A 16,938-nucleotide genomic window follows, 5' to 3' on the forward strand; every position below is an offset into this window, starting at 1 on the left:
GCGCCGATGTTGCGATGCAGCATGCTGCCGTATCTCCCAAATACGGGACATTCGGGCGGGCGCGGGGCAGAACGGGATGGCAATCGGTTAAAATACTCGACTCCCGGATCACTGCGCGACGCTGCGGCAGATGCCGTCGGCGCCTGTTCGAGGAGCCACCCCTGCGGGGCTCCTGAGCGGAGGCTGTTCGCGCGCTGTCCATCACCGCCTTCCAATCAACTCGCAACCCAACGCTCATGAACCAGGTATTGCGTCTCTCCGATCTGATCGCCGAAGGCAAGCTGTCCGGCAAGCGCGTGTTCATTCGCGCCGACCTGAACGTTCCGCAGGACGATCAAGGCAACATCACCGAAGACACCCGTATCCGCGCCTCGGTGCCGGCCATCAAGGCTGCGCTCGACGCGGGCGCGGCCGTCATGGTCACCTCGCATCTGGGCCGTCCCACCGAGGGCGAACTCAAGCCGGAAGACTCGCTTGCGCCGGTTGCGAAGCGTCTGTCCGAACTGCTCGGCCGCGACGTGCCGCTGGTGGCGAACTGGGTTGAAAACGGCGTGAACGTGGCGCCCGGCCAGTTCGTGCTGCTGGAAAACTGCCGCGTCAACAAGGGCGAAAAGAAAGATTCGGACGAGCTCGCGCAGAAGATGGCGAAGCTCTGCGACATCTACGTCAACGACGCGTTCGGCACCGCGCACCGCGCGGAAGCCACCACCCACGGCATCGCGAAGTACGCGCCGGTGGCGTGCGCCGGCCCGCTGCTGGCCGCTGAGCTCGAAGCGCTCGGCAAGGCGCTCGGCGCGCCGAAGCGTCCGCTGGTGGCGATCGTCGCCGGCTCGAAGGTGTCCACCAAGCTGACCATTCTGAAGTCGCTGGCCGAGAAGGTCGACCAGCTGATCGTCGGTGGCGGCATTGCCAATACGTTCATGCTGGCGGCCGGCCTGAAGATCGGCAAGTCGCTCGCCGAAGCCGATCTGGTCAACGAAGCCAAAGCCATTCTCGACGCAGCGAAAGCGCGCGGCGCCTCGGTGCCGATCCCGACCGACGTCGTCACGGCCAAGGAGTTTTCGCCCACCGCCAAAGCTGAAGTCAAGGCCGTAGCCGACGTGCAGGACGACGACCTGATCCTCGACATCGGACCGGACACCGCCAGGGCGCTCGCCGCGCAACTGGAAAAGGCCGGCACGATCGTCTGGAACGGCCCGGTCGGCGTGTTCGAATTCGACCAGTTCGGCAACGGCACGAAGACCCTGGCAGACGCCATCGCCCGTTCGCCGGCGTTCTCGATTGCAGGCGGCGGCGACACGCTCGCGGCCATCGCCAAGTACGGCATCCACGACAAGGTGAGCTACATCTCGACGGGCGGCGGCGCTTTCCTCGAATTCCTCGAGGGCAAGAAGCTGCCGGCGGTCGTTGTCCTGGAATCGCGGGCTTAACGTGGCGACGCGCTCCCCATCGCCGAAAACTGCAAAGACGCGGGTGAAGCCTTCGGCGAAACACCCGGCGGCCACCGCAGCGAAGTCAGCACCAGCAGGGGAGCGTGCCGCACGCTCCGCCGGGACACCGCAGTCCGCGGTTCCCGCCGTTTCACCCGCTATTTCACCCGCCGGTCATGCCGGCGGCGCATTATCCGCAGCACCGCTGGCGTCCCGCACGCCGGTCTCGAACACCGCTTCATCCCATAAAGCGACGCCGGTTTCAACTGGCGCGCAGCCCCTGGCAGCATCCTTCGGTGCGCAGCCTCCGCACCCGACTCGCAGCGCTCTTTCCAGCGATCCCATCCAGACGAGGAGACTCATGCATCGCGCCACCAAGATTGTCGCCACCATCGGCCCGGCTTCCAGCACGCCCGAAATCCTGTTGCAAATGATTAAGGCGGGGCTCGATGTGGTGCGCCTCAACTTCTCGCACGGCACGGCCGACGACCACCGCCAGCGCGCCGAATACGTGCGCGAAGCGGCCCGTCAGGCGGGCCGCGAAGTTGCCATCATGGCCGACCTGCAAGGCCCGAAGATTCGGGTCGGCAAGTTTGAAAACGGCAAGACCACGCTGATTCCCGGCAACCCGTTCGTCCTCGATTCCGAATGCGAACTCGGCAACGACGATCGCGTCGGTCTCGACTACAAAGACCTGCCGCGCGACCTGAAACCGGGCGACGTGCTGTTGCTCAACGACGGCCTGATCGTGCTCGACGTCGTGCGCGTGCTCGGCAGCGAGATTCACACCACCGTGAAGATCGGCGGCGAGCTGTCGAACAACAAGGGTATCAATCGCCAGGGCGGCGGCCTCACGGCGCCGGCGCTCACCGCGAAAGACATGGAAGACATCCGCACGGCCATGTCGCTCGGGGTGGATTTCGTCGCGGTCTCGTTCCCGAAGAACGCCACCGACATGGAAATGGCCCGCCAGCTCGCCAACATCGCAGGCGCGCCGTACGGCATCAAGCCGAAGATGATCGCCAAGATCGAGCGCGCGGAAGCGATTCCGGCGCTGCAAGGCATCCTCGACGCCTCGGACGGCATCATGGTCGCGCGTGGCGACCTGGCCGTGGAAGTGGGCAATGCCGCCGTGCCGGCGCTGCAAAAGCGCATGATCCGCATGGCGCGCGAATCGAACAAGTTCGTGATCACCGCCACGCAGATGATGGAGTCGATGATCTACGCGCCGGTGCCGACCCGCGCCGAAGTGTCGGACGTCGCCAATGCGGTGCTGGACGGCACGGACGCGGTGATGCTGTCGGCCGAATCGGCCGCCGGCAAGTACCCGGTGCAGACCATCGAAACGATGGCCGCGATCTGCGTCGAAGCGGAGAAGTCCGAGCAGTCGGAGCTGGACAAGGATTTCCTCGACCGCACGTTCACCCGCATCGACCAGTCCATCGCCATGGGCGCGCTGTTCACGGCGTTCCACCTCGGCGCGAAGGCGATCGTCGCGCTGACCGAATCGGGCTCGACCGCGCTGTGGATGTCGCGTCATTGGACCCATGTGCCGATTTTCGCGCTCACGCCGCGCGTCGGCAGCGAGCGGGCCATGGCGATCTACCGCAACGTGACGTCATTGCATCTGGACACCAGCAGCGACCGCGACACCGCCTTGCAACAGGCGCTGGAGACGGTGGTGAGCAAGGGCTACGCATCGCGCGGCGACATGGTTGTGCTGACCGTCGGCGAGCCGATGGGTCAGGCCGGTGGAACGAACACGCTGAAGATCGTACGGGTCGGCGAACCGTATTGATCGGCATTAAGACTGCTTAGGATCGGCACGGCGAAGCAGCCGCATCACCCCGCGAGAGGCGGAGCGCAGGTCTTTTGGGGCAAGCCTCGCGGCGAGCCCCGAGCCTGCTGCTCACGGGTATGCGGCATGCTTCGCGATAAAATTGTCAAAAATAGATGCCGACGGCACAGGATTCGTTTCAATCTAAGGAGTAATGCATGCCTCTCGTATCAATGCGTCAACTGCTGGACCATGCCGCCGAAAACGGTTATGGCCTTCCGGCATTCAACGTGAACAATCTGGAGCAGGTGCAGGCCATCATGGCGGCGGCGGATCAGGTCGGCGCCCCGGTGATCATGCAGGCGTCGGCGGGCGCGCGGAAGTATGCGGGCGAGCCGTTCCTGCGCCATCTGATCGAAGCGGCCATTGAGTCGTATCCGCATATTCCGGTCGTGATGCACCAGGATCACGGCCAGTCGCCGGCAGTCTGCATGGCGGCCATCCGCAGCGGCTTCAGCAGCGTGATGATGGACGGTTCGCTGGAAGCGGACGGCAAGACGGTGGCATCGTATGAGTACAACGTCGACGTGTCGCGCAAGGTGGTGGAAGCGGCGCACTCGATCGGCGTGACGGTGGAAGCGGAACTCGGCGTGCTGGGCTCGCTGGAAACGATGCAGGGCGACAAGGAAGACGGCCACGGCGCGGACGGCAAGATGACCCGCGAGCAGTTGCTGACCGATCCGGAGCAGGCGGCCGACTTCGTCAAGCTGACGCAGTGCGACGCCCTGGCGATCGCCATCGGCACTTCGCACGGCGCGTACAAGTTCAGCAAGAAGCCCACCGGCGACATCCTGTCCATTCAGCGCATCAAGGAAATTCACCAGCGCATTCCGAACACCCACCTGGTGATGCATGGTTCGTCGTCAGTGCCGCAGGAGCTGCTCGCGGAAATCCGCGAATTCGGCGGCGACATGAAGGAAACCTACGGCGTGCCGGTCGAAGAAATTCAGGAAGGTATCAAGCACGGCGTGCGCAAGGTTAATATCGATACTGACCTGCGTCTGGCGATCACCGGTGCGATCCGCCGCTATATGGCGGAAAATCCGGGCAAGTTCGACCCGCGCGACTACCTGAAGCCGGCGCGCGAAGCAGCGAAGCAGATCTGCGTGGACCGTTTCGTCGCCTTTGGCGCCGAAGGCCAGGCAGGCAAGATCAAGCCGCTCGCGCTTGATAAAATTGCGGAGAAGTACAAGTCGGGCGGCCTTTCGCAGGTTGTCCGCTAGGCAGGCAGTACAGTACGGACCTGGCCATCCGGCCAGGTTGCGGTCCGTTTCGCCGTTCCCGCATCATAGGGGGAACGGCGTTTCCCTTTTGTTCCGGTCTCATTTTTGCCCCACTTTTAGCGAACTACGACGATGTCTACCCTCTACGAATCCACGCTCCGCTCGCTGCCGTTGCTCGGCCGCGGCAAGGTCCGCGACAACTATGCGGTGGGCAACGACCAGTTGCTGATCGTCACTACCGACCGTCTGTCGGCGTTCGACGTCATCATGGGCGAGCCGATTCCGAACAAGGGTCGCGTGCTGAACCAGATGGCCAATTTCTGGTTCGACAAGCTGAAGCACATCGTGCCGAATCATCTGACGGGCGTGGCGCCTGAGTCGGTGGTGGCGGCGGACGAAGCCGAGCAGGTGAAGGGCCGCGCCGTGGTGGTGAAGCGCCTCGAGCCGATCCTCGTCGAGGCGGTGGTGCGCGGCTATCTGGCCGGTAGCGGCTGGAAAGACTACCAGGCTACCGGTTCGGTGTGCGGCGTGGAACTGCCGCCGGGTCTGCAAAACGCGCAGAAGCTACCCGAGCCGATCTTCACGCCGGCCGCCAAGGCCGAAATGGGTCACCACGACGAGAACATCACGTACGACGACATGGAACGCCGCATCGGCACCGAACTGTCGGCCACGATCCGCGAGATCTCGATCAAGCTGTACAAGGAAGCGGCGGATTACGCGGCTACGCGCGGCATCATCATTGCGGACACGAAATTCGAATTCGGCCTGGATAACCACGGCAAGCTGTACCTGATGGACGAAGCGCTGACTGCCGATTCGTCGCGCTTCTGGCCGGCGGACGAGTACCAGGTGGGCACCAATCCGCCGTCGTTCGACAAGCAGTTCGTGCGCGACTGGCTCGAAACGCAATCGTGGAAGAAAGAGCCGCCGGCGCCGAAGCTGCCCGATGAAGTGGTCGCGAAGACGGCCGCGAAGTACCAGGAAGCGCTCGAGCGCCTGACCGGGCAGAAGCTCGCTTAACGGCGCGAGCGCAGATTAGGAAGATGAGGAAGTCTCACAGATGAGCCAAGTCCAGACTGCCCACGCGGCACAGACAGCCCACACGCATGCGGCGCCGCTCGTCGGCGTGCTGATGGGGTCCAGTTCCGACTGGGAAGTCATGAAGCACGCCGTTGCGATCCTGCAGGAATTCGGCGTACCGTATGAAGCGAAGGTCGTATCCGCGCACCGGATGCCCGACGAAATGTTCGCGTATGCGGAAGGCGCGCGCGAGCGCGGCCTGCGCGCGATCATCGCGGGCGCCGGCGGCGCCGCGCACCTGCCCGGCATGCTGGCCGCCAAGACTACGGTGCCGGTGCTCGGCGTGCCGGTGGCGAGCAAGTACCTGAAGGGCGTCGACTCGCTGCATTCGATCGTGCAGATGCCCAAGGGTGTGCCGGTCGCGACGTTCGCCATCGGCGAAGCGGGCGCGGCCAATGCGGCGCTGTTCGCGGTGTCGATCCTGAGCGTCACGTCGACCGAATACGCGAACGCGCTCGCAGCATTCCGCGTGCGCCAGAACGAAGCGGCACACGCCATGGTATTGCCGGCGCTGTAAGCGCCACGATATCCCGATGTCCCTAGCCTGACCCCCGGTGCGGCGCGTATCCCTACGCGCCGCCCGTGACCGACCACTGAGATGAATCCAGACAACACACCGGTTTCACCGATTCTGCCCGGCGCATGGCTTGGCATGGTTGGTGGCGGCCAGCTCGGCCGCATGTTCTGCTTTGCCGCCCAGGCGATGGGCTATCGCGTGGCCGTGCTCGATCCGGACGAAGCCAGTCCGGCTGGCGCCGTCGCCGACCGTCACCTGCGCGCCGCCTACGACGACGAAGCGTCGCTTACCGAACTCGCGCGGCTGTGCGCGGCGGTATCGACGGAATTCGAGAACGTGCCGGCCACGAGCCTCGACTTTCTGGCGCGCACGACCTTCGTGAGTCCGGCCGGTCGTTGTGTCGCCGTGGCCCAGAACCGGATCGCCGAGAAGCGGTTTATCGTCGAATCGGGTGTCGCGGTGGCGCCGCATGTGGTGATCGAATCGTCGAACGCGCTCGCCGCGCTCGACGACGCCACACTCAACGCCGTGCTGCCCGGCATTCTGAAGACCGCCCGCCTAGGCTATGACGGCAAGGGCCAGGTCAGCGTGCGCAATGCCGAGGAAGTGCGCGAGGCGCATGCGTCGCTCGGCGGCGTGCCTTGCGTGCTGGAAAAACGGCTGCCGTTGAAGTTCGAAGTGTCGGCGCTGATTGCGCGCGGCGCGAACGGCACGTCGGTGGTCTATCCGCTGGCGCAGAACACGCACCGCGACGGCGTGCTGTCGCACACCATCGTGCCCGCACCGGACGCGAGTCCGACGCTCGTCAGCCAGGCGCAGCAGGCCGCGCTGCAGATTGCCGACAAGCTCGGCTATATCGGCGTGCTGTGCGTGGAGTTTTTCATTCTGGAAGACGGCTCGCTGGTTGCCAATGAAATGGCGCCGCGTCCGCACAATTCCGGCCACTACACCGTCGATGCGTGCGCGACCAGCCAGTTCGAACAGCAGGTGCGCGCCATGACGGGCATGCCGCTCGGCGACACGCGCCAGCACTCGCCGGCGGTGATGCTGAACATCCTCGGCGACGTCTGGTTCCCTGACGGAGGCAAGCGCGCCGCCGTCACGCCGCCGTGGCACGAGGTGGCGGCGATGCCGGCCGCGCGTCTGCATCTGTACGGCAAGGAAGAGGCGCGTCCCGGCCGCAAGATGGGGCACATCAACTTCACCGCGGCGACGCTCGACGAAGCCCGCACGGCCGCGCGCGATTGCGCCCGGCTGCTGCATATCCTGAAGAGCTGACGCGCTCGCCATCATGCCGGATCAAGCCAAACCTGCTGATCGTACGAACACGACTGCGACTGCGGCGGCTGCTCAGGCGGCGAGCGCCGCCGAAGCAACCCAACCCGCCGGCGCTACGCCGGAAGAACCGGTGGTCAGCGCCGCGCAAATCGAGCATGCTGCGGCGTTGCTCGACGCGGGCGAACTCGTCGCGTTTCCCACCGAAACCGTTTATGGCCTGGGCGGCGACGCGCAAAGCCCGGACGCGGTGGCGCGCATCTACGCGGCGAAGGGGCGGCCGGCGAATCATCCGGTGATCGTGCATCTCGCACCGCACGGCGACCCGGGTTATTGGGCCGAGCATCTGCCGCCCGAAGCGCTGCGCTTGATCGATGCGTTCTGGCCGGGGCCGCTCACGCTGATCCTCAAACGAGCCGCGCATATTCCCGCGGCCGTGAGCGGTGGGCAGGACTCGGTGGGTTTGCGCTGTCCGTCGCATCCGGTGGCGCAAGCGTTGCTCGAAGCGTTCAGCGCGCTGCGCGGTGGTCATGGCGGCGTGGCTGCGCCGTCGGCGAACCGCTTCGGCCATGTCAGCCCGACCACGGCGCAACACGTGCGCGAAGAGTTCGGCGGCGCGATTCACGTGCTCGATGGCGGCTCGTCGGATGTCGGCATCGAGTCGACCATCCTCGATCTGTCGCGCGGTTTTCCGGCGCTGCTGCGCCCGGGACATGTCACGCCGCAGGATATTGCCGAGGTGCTGGGGGAAGCGCCGCGTCTGCCGGATGGTTCGGATGCGACGGCGCCGCGTGCCTCCGGCACGCTCAAGGCGCACTACGCGCCGCGCACGCCGCTTGCGCTATTGCCTTTCGAAGCGTTGGAGCCCTTGCTGGCGGCGCGCGAGGCGGGCGAGCGGGTCGCCCTGGTCGCACGGGTGTCGCGCGCGGGTCATTGGGCGGACGCCGACGGCGTGCACTTCATGGCGGCGCCCGAGGATCCTCATGTCTATGCGCGCGAGTTGTACAGCTTGCTGCGGGCACTCGACCGCGCGAACGTCGCGCGCATCCTGATCGAAAAGCTGCCCGATACGATCGAATGGATCGCGGTGAACGACCGGCTCGGCCGGGCCGCGGCGGCATTCGAGGCACAGGGGTAGATTCCCACGAAAGCAGTGGCAGCCTCGGTCTCGGACCCGGCGCGCTCAAACCGATCAGCGACGCCCGCACGCGGCGCAACCAGACCACCTGCACCGCGCCACTGCCTCCAGCCACTGCCTCCAATCACGCAAGCAGAAGCGGACGGAATGGTGGACATCATCCTGATGGCCATGCCGAAAGCGAAGGCCTTGCTCGGCCTGTGAAAAAAGCAGCGGATCACCCAGACCCGCCGCTTCCCTCATGACTTACTTGCCCAGGCCCGTCGCAGCGATCTGCTGTTCGACGTACTGCGCGAACAGCGCGTGCGTGTGCGTCGTCGGGTGAACCGTGTCGGCGAACACGTAGGTCTGGTCGGCACCGGACACCGTGTAGTTCTGCGGCGAGCAGAACAGCGACGAGGCGAACTGCGAGCCGTACTCGGCCGGCGTCAGGCCGTTCAGCACAGCGGGATTCGCCGTGGCGTAGGCGGTGGCGTTGGCGGCCATCGCCGTCAGGTTACACGCCGTACCCGTGTTCGACACCGTGAAACCGAGCGACTGGTAGTTCGGCAGCAAGACGGTGTCGAACCACGTGAACGCATCGGCGAGGACCACGGTGCCGGACTTGATCAGCGGCGCGACAGCTTGCTCGAGCGCCCCGTTATAGGCGGCGGTGATGCCGGTCAGCAGCGCGGCCGAGCCGGCCGTCTGGGCGTTCGCGGCGACGCCGAGCGGGGTCTGGCCGATGTCGGGTATGGTCATCAGGACCACGTGCTTCGCGCCCGAGTTGACGATGGTCTGGATTTGCGTCGCGAGCGCGGCGGCGGCCTGCGCCACCTGGGTGTTGTTCTGCTGCAGATAGTAGGCGATGAACTCCACCTGGCCGGCCTGCGTGTTCGGGAACGTCCCGTTCGCGACGAGTTGCGGATAGGTCGTCTGCAACGCGGTGGCGAGTGCCGTCAGATTGGCTGTGGTCGCGTACTGGAAGATGTCGTTCGCACCGCCATTGATCAGCACAAGCTGGTTCGCGTTGAAGCTGCCATGCGCGCTCAGGTATTCCGACACCTGGGTCTGCACCGGCACTGTCGTTGCCGCCAGGTTATTCGGCGCCCAGCCTTCGCCTTCTGCGTTGACGACGTCCGAGCCGCCCTGCGCGTAGCCGTAGCCGCCCGCTGCCGCCAACGGCTGGCCGAAGCCGCCCAGGTAGGCCGGCGTCAAGGTGCCGCCGTAGTATTCCGCGACCTTTTGCGTCCAGATTTCACCCGGGTTGGTCGTGAAGCGGCCGCCACCGAAGTCCGCCGTAATGACCGGCGAATAGGTGCCCACATCCGAGAGGCTGTCGCCGAACGACACGACCTGCAGGTTCACACCGCCCGCCGGCGTGGCGCTGCTGGAGCTGCTGTTGTTGCTGCTGCCGCCGCCGCAGGCTGCAATCATGGCGAAGGCTGCGCTGGCGATCGCGACCTGAGTCAGGCGCACCAGCCCCCGTTGTTTCATTCCCTGTTGTTTCATGTTGACTTCATCTCCTCGTATGTGGCCTTTTGCCATGTGATGCAGGCGGCGTCCACCGCGTCGGCGGCGTGACGACAGCTTACAGAATCTTCCCCGGTCTGCGGGGCGTTCGAAACGCGGACCGGTTGCTTGCAGATGCGTGGTTGTCCGATGCGTTCGCGGCGATCTCGCTGTTCTGCGCGCCAAGCGACGCGTGATACGCAGCGGCCCACGCGGGCGGCCCGAATAACGCGCTCAGCTTGTTGCGCCAGCCCTGCACGCGCAGCACGTCGGCGCCCATCGAGGCCCATTCGTGAAACGTCGCCTTCAGCGGGTTGTAGGTGTGCAGCGGTTCGACGATGCCGTACACCGGCGCGTCGTGCGCATCCTCGTCCACGTAGCTGCCGAACAACCGGTCCCAGATCACCAGCACGCCGGCGTAATTGCGATCGATATAGCGGTCGTTGCGGGCGTGATGAACGCGGTGGATCGACGGCGTGTTCAGCACGTATTCGAGCCAGCCGAGCTTGCCGATCGCCTGCGTATGCACGAAAAACTGAAAGCCGAGATTGATCAGCACGATGGCGACAATCTGCCTGGGCGGAAAGCCCATGACGGCGAGCGGGATCCAGAACAGCCACATGCCGGCGATCGGGTACATCAGGCTCTGGCGGAAGGCGGTCGAAAAATTCATCCGCTCCGACGAGTGATGCACCACATGCGCGGCCCACAGCCACCGGACCCGGTGACTGCAGCGGTGAAACACGTAATAGAGCAGGTCCTGCGCGACGAACAGCACAACGAACGATACCCAGCTCGGCTGCCACGTGTAGACGCGGAAGTGGTCGAAGCAATACGCATAGACGGGGATGATCGCGAGCCACGCGACTTTGTCGGCGGCCTGCTGCAGCAGCGCGAGCGCGGCGTTGCACAGCGTGTCGCGCCAACTGTAAAGGCGCGCCTCGGGACGCGTGCGATGCAGGTGCCACGCCTCCCAGCCGATACATGCAAGGAAGACGGGCGCCATGGCGAGCAGCAGCAATTCGGCATCGAATTGCATGGACGTCTTCCTCCGTGGTCCCTGACCGCTGCGAATGCCGCAGCGGGCGTTGTCGTTATCGTTTGAACCGGCAACGCTGCCGCAGGCGGCGCGCGACCGGCGCGCGCCATGGTGCGTTTCACGCGCGCTTCAAACACTGCCGCAAGCGTACACGCTCTGCGGCTTGTCGCGCATGGCTTCGCTAGAAGGAATCCTCAATGCTGGGTGCGCTTGTGCGGGTTTTTCCTGGGCTTGCTGTGCGGTTCCTCGGCCACGTCCTGCATCGGTTGCGAGGGCCCCTGATAGACCCATTCGAGCAGCGCGTCGTGGGCCGCGCGCGCGGCCTCGGAGTGTGGATCGTTGATGATGCTGACCACGATGTAGCTCACGCCGTCTGCGGATGCCACGTAGCCGGCGATCGCGCGCACGTCGCGCAACGTGCCGGTCTTGATGTGCGCATTGCCGCCCACGGGTTGCGAGGTCAAACGGTTGCGCATCGTGCCGTCGACGCCCGCCACCGGCAGTGAATCGACGAACACCTGCGCGACCGGGCTCGCGTTGGCCGCCTGCAACAGATCCGCCAGCGAGAGCGCCGTGATGTGCTCGTCGCGCGACAGGCCCGAGCCGTTGTCGAGCGACAGGTACTCCATGTTCAGGCCGCTCTTCTGCAGGAACGCTTCGATCGCGTGCGCGGATTTTTCCGGTGTCGCGGGCGGCTTGCTGGTGACTGCGCCGATGGTCAGGAACAGGTTGCGCGCCATCGTGTTGTTGCTGAACTTGTTGATGTCGCGAACGATGTCGGAGAGCACCGGCCCCTCATGCGTGGCGATCAGGCGCGCCTCGGCCGGCACCGGACCTTCGCGGGTCGCACCGGTGAAGGTGCCGCCGGTCTGCTGCCATAGCGCGAGGAAACCGCCCGCAAAAAAGGCCGAGTGATCGAGCACCGCCACGTTGAGGGTGCGCGGCCCGCAGCGCTCGGCGTAGTCGCCGGCAAACGATGCGATCACCGTGCCGTTCGGTTGCGGCGTCACAGCCGGAGTAGGTAGTTCGCCGCGGCAGGGTCCACCCGTGGCGTGCAACTGGTTGTCGATCTGCAGTTGCGCGAGCGCGGGGATCACGTCGATCGCGACGCTGCCGTCGGGCGACGGCGTGAGCGTGAACGAGAGCGACTTGAAGGCGTAGAGCAGCGGATCGGGGCCCACGTTGTAGGGCGCGGTCGCGTCGTCGTCGAACGGCGGCAGGTCGCGCGTCGACGGGTCGAAATAGCGCTTGTCGAGCACCAGCGCGCCGTCGATGCCGTTGATGCCGGCCTTGCGGATCTTCTGCACGAGATCGATCAGTTCTTCTGGCACGAGCTTCGGGTCGCCGGTGCCCTGGATATACAGATTGCCGTGCAGGATGCCGCTGGCGTCGAGATTGCCGTCCGCATAGGCGCTGGTGCGCCAGCGATAGTCGGGCCCGAGGATCGACAGGCCCGAGTAGGTGGTGACGAGCTTCATCGTCGAGGCGGGCATCATCGGCTTGCCGGCGTTGAGTGCGACGATCGGCGTGCGGTCGCCGACTTTCTCGATCACCACGCTGATCGCGGACAGCGGCACGTGGGCGTGCGCGAGGCCGGCCATGACGGTGGCCGGCAGCACAGTGCTGACGTTGACCGAAGGATGCTTGGCCTTGATGCGGGCTTGCGCCGGCGTGGCGCATGCGAGCGCGGCGCACGCGAGCAGCAGGGCGGCGGCGCCCAGCGGAACGCGCCGCGCAGCGGCGGCAAATGGGACGGATGAAGGGGCGTACGGCGGGGCGGACGGCGCGAGGCGGCGGACGAGAAAAGACAGAAAGGCGTGCGTCATGAACGGGCGAAAAAACCAAAGAGTCACGGCTGAAGCGCGGCGCGCCAAGCGCTGCGCTCATGTAGGGCATGCAAGTGGTGTAACGGCCGCGCGCAGCAAATCTTCATCGCCATATGCGAGGCCGTTACATTACTTGTGCGTGCCGCCATGGGGTCACTGAGCCGGAGCCGCATGGCGCGTTACGCAAAAGCGCTCATTGTAGAGACATGCCGCGGCCATGCGGTGAAATTGCATCGCACCTGCAGCAATCGACGGGGGTCCAATCGCACGAGCCCGGGCCGGGCGCTAGAATGCGGCATCATGAATGTTTCGGAATCGTAGAGCCATGCGCATATTGCTAGTCGAAGACGACCGGATGATTGCCGAGGGCGTGCGCAAGGCGCTGCGCGGCGAAGGCTTTGCCGTCGACTGGGTGGAGGACGGCGAGGCGGCGCTCAGCGCGGCCGGCGGCGAACCTTACGATCTGGTTCTGCTCGACCTGGGCCTGCCCAAGCGCGACGGCCTCGATGTGCTGCGCGCGCTGCGCGCCCGCGGCCACACGCTGCCCGTGCTGATCGTCACGGCGCGCGATGCCGTGGCCGATCGCGTCAAAGGGCTCGACGCCGGCGCCGACGATTACCTCGTCAAACCGTTCGATCTCGACGAACTCGGCGCCCGCATGCGCGCGCTGATTCGCCGCCAGTCGGGCCGCAGCGATTCGACCATCCGCCACGGCACCCTCACGCTCGACCCCGCGTCGCACCAGGTCACGCTCGCGGGCGCGCCGGTGGCGCTGTCGGCGCGCGAATTCGCGCTGCTCGAGGCGCTGATTGCGCGGCCGGGCGCCGTGTTGTCGAAGAGCCAGCTCGAAGAAAAGATGTACGGCTGGGGCGAGGAAATCGGCAGCAACACCGTCGAGGTGTATATCCACGCGCTGCGCAAGAAGCTCGGCGCCGACCTGATCCGCAACGTGCGAGGTCTCGGCTACATGATCGCGAAGGACGCCTGAGCCGATGCGTTCCATTCGCCGTCAATTGCTGTTCTGGCTGCTCGCCATCGTGTTGCTGGGCGTCGGTATTGCCGGCTGGCTGATCTACCGCCAGGCGCTCGCCGAAGCCAACGAGCTGTTCGATTACCAGTTGCAGGAGATCGCGGAAGCGTTGCCGTCCGAGCCGTTCTCGCAGGTGCTCGGCTCGCGCGATACCGGCGACGAGGGCATCGTGCTGCAGATCTGGAATCGCAACGGCGCGTTGATGTACTACTCGCGGCCGCGCGCGCCGCTCGCGCCGCGCGCGGAACTCGGCTTTTCGACGGAGCGCACCGATCGTGGCGACTGGCGCGTCTACGGCGCGATCGTCGGCGACAACGTCGTGCAACTGGCGCAGCCGGTGTCGGTGCGCAACCGGCTTGCCGCCAACGTCGCGTTACGCACGCTGTGGCCGCTGATCGTGTTGCTGCCGCTGCTCGGGCTGGCGGTGTGGGTGGTGGTCGGTCGCGGGCTCAGGCCGCTGCGCCGGGTGACCGGCGCGCTCGAAACACGGCATCCCGAAGCGCTCGATCCTTTGCCTGACAGCCGTCTGCCGCTCGAAGTGCAGCCGTTGGTGCGCGCGCTCAACGGTCTGCTGCAGCGGCTCGCCACGGCACTCGATACGCAGAAGGCCTTCGTCGCCGATGCCGCGCACGAACTGCGCACGCCGCTCGCCGCCGTGCAGATCCAGACCCAACTGGTGGCGCGCGCCACCGACGACGCCACCCGCCGCGAAGCGCTGACGGATCTGCAAGCCGGCGTCACGCGCGCCACGCGGCTCGCCGAACAGTTGCTGGCGCTGGCGCGCTCGGAACCGGACGGTCACACGCAAACCAAGGCGATCGATCTGCACGCGCTGCTCGCGGATTGCGTGCTGGCCTACACGCCGCTTGCGCAGCAGCGTGGCGTCGATCTGGGCGTCGAGGCGAACGAGGCCGCCACCGTGATCGGCGACCCCGATGCGCTGCGCGTGATGCTCAACAATCTGGTGGACAACGCAACCAAATACACGCCGCGCGGCGGCCGTGTGGACGTGAGCCTGCTGGTCGACGCGGGCCATCCAGTGGTGCGCATCGCCGATAACGGACCGGGCATTCCGCTTGCCGAACGCGAGCGCGTATTCGATCGTTTCTATCGCGCCGGGGAGAGCGCCGACCGCGCGCGTACCGACGTCTCGGGCAGCGGCCTGGGACTCGCCATCGTGCGCCGGATTGCGCTTCAACATGGCGCGAGCGTCATGTTGGGCGACTCGCCCGCGGGCGGTCTCGAGGTCAGCGTGCGGTTCTGATCGCCTTCGATCTCAGGGCTATGCGCCGAAGAAAATTTGCGGCGCGCGGTAAGGAAAAGCGAGCAGATCTGCGGGAGTTCCACTGTTTAAGACTCCTTTAAGCGATAGCACGTACGCTTCATCCCATCCCCAAAGCCTTTCTCCCTGTCAGGAGTACACGATGAATGCGAAAACCCTGTCCCGCAGCGCTGTTGCCGTTGCAGTTGCCGTGGCGTTGTCCGCCGGCTATGTGGCGGGCCATCGCGATGTCCCCGCGCCTCAGGTCATCACCCAGGCGCAGGCCGCGATGATGCCTGCCGAGGCCGCAGCAAAAACCGGCATCCCCGATTTCTCCGGCCTGGTTGAAACGTATGGCCCGGCCGTCGTCAACATCAGCGCCAAGCACGTGGTGAAGCAGACCGCGGTGCGCAGCGGCGGCGACAACGCCGGCAATGCGCAGCAACTGCCGATCGATCCGAGCGATCCGTTTTACCAGTTCTACAAGCACTTCTTCGGCGGCATGCCCGGCATGCAGGGCGGCGGTGGCGACGGCGGCGATCAGTCCGACCAGCCGAGCGCGAGTCTTGGCTCGGGCTTCATCGTCAGCAGCGACGGCTACATCCTGACCAACGCGCACGTTGTCGACGGCGCCAACGTCGTCACGGTCAAGCTGACCGACAAGCGCGAATTCCGGGCGAAGGTGGTCGGCGCGGACAAGCAGTCGGACGTCGCCGTGTTGAAGATCGACGCGAGCAACCTGCCTACCGTCAAGATCGGCGATCCGAACCAGAGCAAGGTCGGCCAGTGGGTCGTGGCAATCGGCTCGCCGTACGGCTTCGACAACACGGTTACCTCGGGCATCATCAGCGCGAAATCGCGCTCGCTGCCGAACGAAAACTACACGCCGTTCATCCAGACCGACGTGCCGGTCAATCCCGGCAACTCGGGTGGCCCGCTGTTCAACCTGCAGGGTGAGGTGATTGGCATCAATTCGATGATCTACTCGCAGACCGGCGGCTTCCAGGGCCTGTCGTTCGCGATTCCGATCAACGAGGCGATCAAGGTCAAGGACGACCTCGTCAAGACCGGCCATGTGAGCCGCGGGCGCCTGGGTGTCGCGGTGCAGGGCTTGAACCAGACGCTGGCCAACTCGTTCGGCCTCAAGACGCCGAACGGCGCACTGGTCAGCTCGGTGGATGCGGGCGGGCCGGCCGCCAAGGCGGGTCTGCAGCCCGGCGACGTGATCACCGCGGTGAACGGTTCGCCGGTGGCGGATTCGACTGACCTGCCTTCGCAGGTGGCGAGCCTCGCGCCCGGCAGCACGGCGACCGTGACCGTGTGGCGCGACAAGGCAAGCAAGGACATCAAGGTGACCATCGGTTCCATGTCGGATGCCAAGGTCGCGAAGAACGACAATGCGCCCGAGCAGGTCCAGGGACGTCTCGGTGTGGCGGTTCGGCCGCTCACGCCGGACGAAAAGAACAGCGCCTCCGTGTCGCACGGTCTGCTGGTGCAACAGTCGGGCGGTGCGGCTGAGAACGCCGGCATTCAACCGGGCGACGTTATTCTGGCGGTCAACGGCCGCCCGGTGACGACGGTCGATCAGCTCAAGCAGATGATCGCTCAGGCGGGCAACAGCATCGCCTTGCTGATCCAGCGCGACAACGCACAGATTTTTGTGCCGGTCGATCTGGGCTGACGTAAAAGTTGCCGGTCCATTTGCATAAACTGCCGACGGACCGGCGTCTTGCTCATGCATTGCGCCCGTTTTCTCGCGGGAGTACGAGGTCCGCCCGGCGCTCGATC

13 protein-coding genes are annotated in these 16,938 nt (G+C 65.5%); 10 read left to right on the top strand and 3 right to left on the bottom strand.

Annotated elements, in window-relative coordinates:
• Nucleotides 1-236 precede the first annotated feature (236 nt).
• From P3T42_RS22655 to P3T42_RS22685, 7 genes are all read left to right on the top strand, one after another.
• The gene (locus tag P3T42_RS22655; RefSeq protein WP_429307305.1) at nucleotides 237-1,430 is read left to right on the top strand and encodes a phosphoglycerate kinase; all 1,194 of its coding nucleotides are present in this window, start codon (nucleotides 237-239) and stop codon (nucleotides 1,428-1,430) included.
• 361 nt (nucleotides 1,431-1,791) lie between these two features.
• Nucleotides 1,792-3,228: a pyruvate kinase gene (gene pyk / locus P3T42_RS22660; RefSeq protein ID WP_074300689.1), complete on the top strand. Its 1,437-nt coding sequence runs from the start codon at nucleotides 1,792-1,794 to the stop codon at nucleotides 3,226-3,228.
• A gap of 197 nt (nucleotides 3,229-3,425) precedes the next feature.
• The gene (fba, locus tag P3T42_RS22665) at nucleotides 3,426-4,490 is read left to right on the top strand and encodes a class II fructose-bisphosphate aldolase (protein WP_429307306.1); all 1,065 of its coding nucleotides are present in this window, start codon (nucleotides 3,426-3,428) and stop codon (nucleotides 4,488-4,490) included.
• Between the two features lie 132 nt (nucleotides 4,491-4,622).
• A complete protein-coding gene (locus tag P3T42_RS22670) occupies nucleotides 4,623-5,513 on the top strand; it encodes a phosphoribosylaminoimidazolesuccinocarboxamide synthase (RefSeq protein ID WP_074300687.1) in 891 nt (296 codons plus the stop codon).
• 40 nt (nucleotides 5,514-5,553) lie between these two features.
• Entirely contained in the window at nucleotides 5,554-6,090 is a 537-nt protein-coding gene (purE, locus tag P3T42_RS22675; RefSeq protein ID WP_074300686.1) for a 5-(carboxyamino)imidazole ribonucleotide mutase, read from the top strand.
• 81 nt (nucleotides 6,091-6,171) lie between these two features.
• On the top strand, nucleotides 6,172-7,368 hold the full coding sequence (locus P3T42_RS22680; protein ID WP_429307307.1) for a 5-(carboxyamino)imidazole ribonucleotide synthase: 1,197 nt from the start codon (nucleotides 6,172-6,174) through the stop codon (nucleotides 7,366-7,368).
• A gap of 13 nt (nucleotides 7,369-7,381) precedes the next feature.
• Nucleotides 7,382-8,503, top strand: coding sequence for an L-threonylcarbamoyladenylate synthase (locus tag P3T42_RS22685; protein WP_429307308.1), 1,122 nt, complete (start codon nucleotides 7,382-7,384; stop codon nucleotides 8,501-8,503).
• A gap of 246 nt (nucleotides 8,504-8,749) precedes the next feature.
• On the opposite strand, the gene P3T42_RS22690 is transcribed toward P3T42_RS22685, so the two are convergent.
• From P3T42_RS22690 to dacB, 3 genes are all read right to left on the bottom strand, one after another.
• A complete protein-coding gene (locus tag P3T42_RS22690; RefSeq protein ID WP_074300684.1) occupies nucleotides 8,750-9,994 on the bottom strand; it encodes an SGNH/GDSL hydrolase family protein in 1,245 nt (414 codons plus the stop codon).
• A gap of 79 nt (nucleotides 9,995-10,073) precedes the next feature.
• Nucleotides 10,074-11,033: a sterol desaturase family protein gene (locus P3T42_RS22695; RefSeq protein WP_429307309.1), complete on the bottom strand. Its 960-nt coding sequence runs from the start codon at nucleotides 11,031-11,033 to the stop codon at nucleotides 10,074-10,076.
• Nucleotides 11,034-11,227: 194 nt separating this feature from the next.
• On the bottom strand, nucleotides 11,228-12,859 hold the full coding sequence (dacB, locus tag P3T42_RS22700) for a D-alanyl-D-alanine carboxypeptidase/D-alanyl-D-alanine endopeptidase (protein ID WP_429307310.1): 1,632 nt from the start codon (nucleotides 12,857-12,859) through the stop codon (nucleotides 11,228-11,230).
• Between the two features lie 325 nt (nucleotides 12,860-13,184).
• Here dacB and P3T42_RS22705 point away from each other — a divergent pair, with 325 nt between their 5' ends.
• The 3 genes from P3T42_RS22705 to P3T42_RS22715 all read left to right on the top strand — a co-directional run bounded on the left by P3T42_RS22705 (nucleotide 13,185) and on the right by P3T42_RS22715 (nucleotide 16,831).
• Nucleotides 13,185-13,847 carry a response regulator gene (locus P3T42_RS22705; RefSeq protein WP_074300681.1) on the top strand — a complete coding sequence of 221 codons (663 nt, stop codon included), beginning with the start codon at nucleotides 13,185-13,187 and terminating at the stop codon, nucleotides 13,845-13,847.
• A 4-nt stretch (nucleotides 13,848-13,851) separates the two neighbouring features.
• Nucleotides 13,852-15,153, top strand: coding sequence for an ATP-binding protein (locus P3T42_RS22710; protein WP_429307311.1), 1,302 nt, complete (start codon nucleotides 13,852-13,854; stop codon nucleotides 15,151-15,153).
• Nucleotides 15,154-15,313: 160 nt separating this feature from the next.
• Complete coding sequence (locus P3T42_RS22715; RefSeq protein ID WP_429307312.1) at nucleotides 15,314-16,831, top strand: DegQ family serine endoprotease; 1,518 nt, start codon at nucleotides 15,314-15,316, stop codon at nucleotides 16,829-16,831.
• The last annotated feature ends 107 nt before the right edge of the window (nucleotides 16,832-16,938 follow it).

The organism is Paraburkholderia sp. GAS38, assembly GCF_050434965.1.
GTDB lineage: Bacteria > Pseudomonadota > Gammaproteobacteria > Burkholderiales > Burkholderiaceae > Paraburkholderia > Paraburkholderia phenazinium_A.

What these genes read in the sequence shown, in the direction of transcription:
- P3T42_RS22705 (WP_074300681.1), top strand. Translation starts at nt 13,185, where the DNA reads ATGCGCATATTGCTAGTCGAAGACGACCGGATGATTGCCGAGGGCGTG.
- P3T42_RS22710 (WP_429307311.1), top strand. Translation starts at nt 13,852, where the DNA reads ATGCGTTCCATTCGCCGTCAATTGCTGTTCTGGCTGCTCGCCATCGTG.
- dacB (WP_429307310.1), bottom strand. Translation starts at nt 12,859, where the DNA reads ATGACGCACGCCTTTCTGTCTTTTCTCGTCCGCCGCCTCGCGCCGTCC.
- P3T42_RS22670 (WP_074300687.1), top strand. Translation starts at nt 4,623, where the DNA reads ATGTCTACCCTCTACGAATCCACGCTCCGCTCGCTGCCGTTGCTCGGC.
- pyk (WP_074300689.1), top strand. Translation starts at nt 1,792, where the DNA reads ATGCATCGCGCCACCAAGATTGTCGCCACCATCGGCCCGGCTTCCAGC.
- fba (WP_429307306.1), top strand. Translation starts at nt 3,426, where the DNA reads ATGCCTCTCGTATCAATGCGTCAACTGCTGGACCATGCCGCCGAAAAC.
- P3T42_RS22715 (WP_429307312.1), top strand. Translation starts at nt 15,314, where the DNA reads ATGAATGCGAAAACCCTGTCCCGCAGCGCTGTTGCCGTTGCAGTTGCC.
- P3T42_RS22690 (WP_074300684.1), bottom strand. Translation starts at nt 9,994, where the DNA reads ATGAAACAACAGGGAATGAAACAACGGGGGCTGGTGCGCCTGACTCAG.
- P3T42_RS22685 (WP_429307308.1), top strand. Translation starts at nt 7,382, where the DNA reads ATGCCGGATCAAGCCAAACCTGCTGATCGTACGAACACGACTGCGACT.
- P3T42_RS22695 (WP_429307309.1), bottom strand. Translation starts at nt 11,033, where the DNA reads ATGCAATTCGATGCCGAATTGCTGCTGCTCGCCATGGCGCCCGTCTTC.
- P3T42_RS22655 (WP_429307305.1), top strand. Translation starts at nt 237, where the DNA reads ATGAACCAGGTATTGCGTCTCTCCGATCTGATCGCCGAAGGCAAGCTG.
- purE (WP_074300686.1), top strand. Translation starts at nt 5,554, where the DNA reads ATGAGCCAAGTCCAGACTGCCCACGCGGCACAGACAGCCCACACGCAT.
- P3T42_RS22680 (WP_429307307.1), top strand. Translation starts at nt 6,172, where the DNA reads ATGAATCCAGACAACACACCGGTTTCACCGATTCTGCCCGGCGCATGG.